At 66.5% G+C, this 1059-nt stretch carries 2 protein-coding genes; both read right to left on the bottom strand.

All coding sequences use genetic code 11. The features are described 5' to 3' along the window. Positions 1-464, bottom strand: a 464-nt coding sequence (locus tag EOA60_RS34455) for a hypothetical protein (protein WP_128312704.1), incomplete at its 3' end; no start/stop codon positions are given. A 68-nt stretch (positions 465-532) separates the two neighbouring features. Continuing rightward, positions 533-1059: alpha/beta fold hydrolase (locus tag EOA60_RS34450; RefSeq protein WP_128312703.1), on the bottom strand; the 527-nt coding region annotated here is incomplete at its 5' end.

Below are 1059 nucleotides of genomic sequence, written 5' to 3'. Positions count from 1 at the left end.
TCCCGGACCTCGGCTCGATGCAGGCCAGTCACCGCGCTCTCGACCGCGCCTTCCATCATCCGCTGCCGCTCGACGACACGCTCGGCCACGTATCGCGTAACGGCATCGGCGACGGGCTTCATGTCGGTCGATTCGGCCAGCACCACGCGGCCGATGCGTGTGTCCTTAAGGAAGCGGAAGGTGCGGCGATCCCGCCCCATGGCGACATGGCTGACGGCATCGACCCACAGCCGCGGCTGCAGGCCGGAGGAGACGGCGAAGTCGAAATTGTCGATATCCGCCGGCACGTCGGCGAAAACGGGGGCGAGCTCCGCGGCCAGCAACTCGAGCCGCATGCGGTGCGCCTCGCGCATGTCGACCACCACATCATCGCGGTCGGCGAAGGCGTTCTTGACGTCGCGGATCGCGTCCGCGAGCTTTCGCGATGGCTCGATCGGGGTGATTTTGTCGCCTGCATCCTTCATGGCGCTGCCTCGCTGTTGGTAAACAGCGAGTTAACACAGTCGCCGGCAAAATGCACTGCGAGATGGGCTCAGCTTGCGGCTGCGCTGAACACCGGTCTCTGGATTCTGCCGCGGCGACGCGTGTTGCGGCGCACGGCCCCTGCAATCAGGTCAGGCGCCTCCTCGACCAGCATGTGGCCCGCCTCCAGCACGTGGTGCAGGTGGAAATGCGGCGGCAAGTCCTCGGCCTGGGCGACGGGCAGGACGGGATCGTCCGTTCCCCAAAGCACCATCACCGGCATGCTCAGGGTTTCCAGCCGTTCGCTCGGGATGACACCTTGCCGGTCTTCCCTGGTGATCACGGCTGCAGCACCGACGAGGGTCCGCAACTGGCCCGGCCGTTTGCGCATGCCGCACAGCGCCTCCACCACGTGTTGAGGAGGAGAACTTTGCGGCCCCGACATGGCGGCAAGACAGGCGCGGATCTCATCTCGATCGGCCGCGGCCGCATAGCGCCGCAGCAACGGACCGTTGATCTCGGGGCCGAAGCCGCCGGGCGCCAGCAAGGTCAGCGAGGCCACCCTTTCGGGATCGGCAGATGCCATCAATGTCGCGA

It is taken from the genome of Mesorhizobium sp. M1A.F.Ca.IN.020.06.1.1, assembly GCF_004023265.1.
GTDB lineage: Bacteria > Pseudomonadota > Alphaproteobacteria > Rhizobiales > Rhizobiaceae > Mesorhizobium.
Note: the sequence above shows the minus strand (reverse complement) of the source record. Positions and strands in the feature narration are given on the sequence as shown.